The following is a 3,327-nucleotide window of genomic DNA, read 5'->3' on the forward strand; positions in this document are numbered from 1 at the left end:
GCCGCGGCCTCACGGGCCTGCTCCTGCAGCCGTGCGCCGGTGATGGCGGCTTCCATCGGCCCTTCACGGGCTTCCCGTTGCAGCTGCCCGAGCATGGCGTCCAGGGTGCCCTGGCTGGGCAATGAAGCCCCCGCGTGGTTGAAGTGGCAGACTTTGGCGCAGCCGGGTGTGGCCAGGCGCAGGCGGGCGAGGTGCGCAGGGTCCAGGGGACTCATGGCTTGAGTTCGAAGATCGCGTCGACCTCCACGGCGACCCCGGCGGGCAGGCTGGCCACGCCCACCGCAGTGCGTGCATGCCGGCCTTTCTCGCCCAGGGCGTTGACCAGCAGGTTGGAAGCGCCATTGGCCACGATGCCATGGCTCTGGAAGTCGGCACTGGCGGCAATGAATACACCGAGCCGGCTGATGCGCTGCAGCCGCGACAGGTCGTCGTCCAGCGCCGCGCTCAACTGGGCCAGCAAGGCCAGGGCCGCGAGCTCGGCGGCCTGGGTGCCTTGCTCCACCGTCAGACTCTCGCCGAGACGGCCCTGCAGGGTCGGTTGGCCCTGTAGCAAGGGAATCTGTCCGGAGATAAACAGCAGGTTCTGGCTGCGTACATGGTTGACGTAGTTGGCGATCGGCTGGCTGGGGGCGGGCAGTTCAAGCCCCAGTTGCTCTACGCGGTATTTCAGGGAATCGCTCATGGGAAGTCCTCGAATGCTAGGCCTGCAGCATCGGCGTTCAGTCCAGAAGCGACAAACGGATAGATCTAATTCGACGTATCTGAATTTCTCATGGGTCGAGCCCTTGCTCCATCAGCCACTGTGCAAAGCAGTCCAGCGCCGGGTTCGACGCTCCTTCAGCGGTCACCAGCCAATAGCCGATCTGGCTGCACAAGGGGGGCAGGTCGAAGGCATCCACCAGGCTGCCCTGGGCCAGGTGGCGTTGGATCAACTGGCGACGCCCCATGGCGATGCCCTGACCGGCCACGGCGGCTTCCACCACGATGTTGTAGTCGTGCAGCATCACGCTGGGGTGGGAGGAAAGGTCCAGAGCCTGTTGCCTGCTCCAGTCATCCCATTCGAAGGGTTGATGGGAGCGAGCCATCAGCAAGGGGCCGTTGGCCAGGGCGGTGGCTTTGAAGCCAGGGCTGCAGACCGGCGACAGCTGCTCGGCGAGAAAGCGCGTGGCCCGCACCTTCGGCCAGTTGCCCTTGCCGTAGCGAATGGCCAGGTCGACCTCGGCGCCGGCGACATCCGCCAGGTCGATGGCCGGTTGCAACTCCAACTGGATCTGCGGATGGCGGCGGCTGAAGTCCGCCAGGCGAGGCGCCAGCCACAAGGTAGCAAAGGACGCCAGCAGGCCGATGCGCAGCACTGGCTGCCCAGGTGGGGCAAGCAGTGCCTGGGTGGCTTGGGCGATCTGCTCCAGGGCCGGGCGAATCTGTTGGTAATAGGTATCGCCGGTGGCGGTCAGGTCGATGGCGCGGGTCCGGCGTATAAACAAGCGTTGGCCCAGGTGCTGTTCGAGTTTCTGCACTTGATGGCTGACCGCGCTCTGGCTCACGCACAGTTCCCGAGCCGCCTTGATAAAGCTCAGGTGGCGGGCCACGGCCTCGAATGCGCGCAGGGCCAGTAGCGGTGGCAGGTGCTTGGGCATTTCCACATCAGGCTCCGTGGGGCGGTTCGCAAAGGGCCATTGTGCGGATAAAAACTCTTCGCGGCAGCGACTTTATTGCCTGAGTGCCGGTCTGATCACTGGTCAGGTGCGGCGGCACGCCGCATTATTGGCATATCCGCCAGGGCCGCTCTGCCTCCTGTAGCAGTGCGGTTGATATTGACCTCCCAGTGATGCCAGCCAAGCCATGAATCAAGACGACAAGCTGATCGACCTGAATGCCGAACGCGCCAAGCGTGTGCATGACCTGAACGAGAAACGCCTGAATGAAGTACGCCAGGCATTCGAGCAGGCCATGCCTTTGGGAAAGGCCAAGAAAAAGTCGAAAAACAAACCGAAAAAGCGCTGAACTGGGCGCTTTCTGTTGATACAGGTCAGTTATTCCCCCTTCCTCGCGCCCAGTCTTGGGCGACATTGACCCCGGTCAATTTTCCCCGCCGCCTCTTTGGTTAACTTAGCCCCATCGCAACAGGGCAAGAGCAGGAGGCCAGTCATGTTTTTCGACAATGTGGTGATCGCCGGAGTGCTGACTGTCGGCCTCATGGTTCTGTTTTTCGCAGGGTTTGGATTCTTCATCTGGAAAGACGCGAATAAGCGTAAAAAACCTTAAGTCTCTCCAGAGCAACGAGCACGCAAGGCATTTTGGGCAACTTCGGTTGCCCTTTTTTTTGCCTGTCGAAAAGCTCAAGGCATAAAAAAAGGTGCGTCCCGAGGGGCGCACCTTTTTTGTTGGCGTGGGGGTCAGGTACCCAGGACTTTCGAGGCCGCCCAGAACAGACCGGCGGACAGGGCCACGGTCGCCGGCAGGGTCAGGACCCAGGCCAGGAGGATGGTCTTCACCGTACCGCCTTGCAGGCCGCTCTTGTTGGCGACCATGGTCCCGGCCACGCCGGAGGAGAGTACGTGGGTGGTGGAGACCGGCAGGCTGAAGATGTTCGCCAGGCCGATCAGGCCCGCGGCGGTGATCTGGGCCGACATGCCCTGGGCGTAGGTCATGCCCTGTTTGCCGATCTTCTCGCCAATGGTCAGCACCACACGCTTCCAGCCGATCATGGTGCCCAGGCCCAGTGCCAGGGCGACGGCCAGGATCACCCAGAACGGCGCGTACTCGGTAGTGGCGGTCAGGTCCTTGCGCAGCTTGTCCAGGTCAGCCTTTTCACGGGCCGACAGGTTCGGCAGTTTGCCCACTTTCTTCGCAGTATCGTCCAGGCACAGCAGATAGCGACGCACTTCGATGCGGCTTTCCGGCGACAGCGAGTGGTAGTCGGCGACGCCCTTGAGGCTGCTCAGCAGGGCGCTGATGGTCGGCTCGGTCTGTTGCGGGTTGCAGCGGAACTTGCCCGGCAGGTCGTCTTTCACGCTCTTGCCCAGGGCCAGGAATTCGCCCAGGGAGTCGTGGTTGCGCTCATAGAACTGACTCAGGTGCAGGGTCGCGTCGCGGGTACGTTCGATCTGGTAGGTGGTGCTGTTGAGGTCCAGCACGAACTGCGCGGGCACGATGCCGATCAGCACCAGCATGATCAGGCCAATACCCTTCTGGCCATCGTTGGAACCGTGGACGAAGCTCACGGCCATGGCCGAGATCACCAGAACCAGGCGGTTCCAGAACGGCGGGTGCTTCTTGTCATCGACCTTGCGGCGCTGTTCCGGGGTCTTGTGCATCTTCGAGATC

General features: G+C 62.4%; 5 protein-coding genes and 1 pseudogene. 2 read left to right on the top strand and 4 right to left on the bottom strand.

Translation table 11 applies throughout. The features are described 5' to 3' along the window. The 3 genes and pseudogenes from BLX41_RS36670 to BLX41_RS29825 form a co-directional block, all read right to left on the bottom strand. Nucleotides 1-215 (bottom strand): annotated as a pseudogene (locus tag BLX41_RS36670) (aminotransferase class V-fold PLP-dependent enzyme); the annotation flags it as partial. Further along, on the bottom strand, nucleotides 212-682 hold the full coding sequence (locus BLX41_RS29820; RefSeq protein WP_123727761.1) for a RidA family protein: 471 nt from the start codon (nucleotides 680-682) through the stop codon (nucleotides 212-214). The gene BLX41_RS29820 and the pseudogene BLX41_RS36670, both read right to left, overlap by 4 nt. 88 nt (nucleotides 683-770) lie before the next feature. Next, nucleotides 771-1,637 (bottom strand): LysR substrate-binding domain-containing protein, encoded by an 867-nt coding sequence (locus tag BLX41_RS29825; RefSeq protein WP_123727814.1) that lies wholly within the window; start codon nucleotides 1,635-1,637, stop codon nucleotides 771-773. 205 nt (nucleotides 1,638-1,842) lie between these two features. Here BLX41_RS29825 and BLX41_RS33910 point away from each other — a divergent pair, with 205 nt between their 5' ends. Together BLX41_RS33910 and ccoM are read left to right on the top strand one after the other, a co-directional pair. After that, nucleotides 1,843-2,004 carry a hypothetical protein gene (locus BLX41_RS33910; RefSeq protein WP_177435099.1) on the top strand — a complete coding sequence of 54 codons (162 nt, stop codon included), beginning with the start codon at nucleotides 1,843-1,845 and terminating at the stop codon, nucleotides 2,002-2,004. Between the two features lie 144 nt (nucleotides 2,005-2,148). After that, entirely contained in the window at nucleotides 2,149-2,265 is a 117-nt protein-coding gene (gene ccoM, locus BLX41_RS37135; RefSeq protein WP_015634423.1) for a cytochrome c oxidase subunit CcoM, read from the top strand. A gap of 131 nt (nucleotides 2,266-2,396) precedes the next feature. Here the strand turns inward: ccoM and BLX41_RS36675 are convergent. Further along, nucleotides 2,397-3,327 (bottom strand): inorganic phosphate transporter (locus tag BLX41_RS36675; protein WP_259745359.1); only part of this gene is annotated, 931 nt, incomplete at its 5' end.

The organism is Pseudomonas protegens (assembly GCF_003732485.1).
Classification (GTDB): Bacteria; Pseudomonadota; Gammaproteobacteria; order Pseudomonadales; family Pseudomonadaceae; genus Aquipseudomonas; species Aquipseudomonas protegens_B.

Excerpts from the sequence above, each read along its gene's own strand:
- BLX41_RS29820 (WP_123727761.1), bottom strand. The coding sequence starts at position 682 with ATGAGCGATTCCCTGAAATACCGCGTAGAGCAACTGGGGCTTGAACTG.
- BLX41_RS29825 (WP_123727814.1), bottom strand. The coding sequence starts at position 1,637 with ATGCCCAAGCACCTGCCACCGCTACTGGCCCTGCGCGCATTCGAGGCC.
- BLX41_RS33910 (WP_177435099.1), top strand. The coding sequence starts at position 1,843 with ATGAATCAAGACGACAAGCTGATCGACCTGAATGCCGAACGCGCCAAG.
- ccoM (WP_015634423.1), top strand. The coding sequence starts at position 2,149 with ATGTTTTTCGACAATGTGGTGATCGCCGGAGTGCTGACTGTCGGCCTC.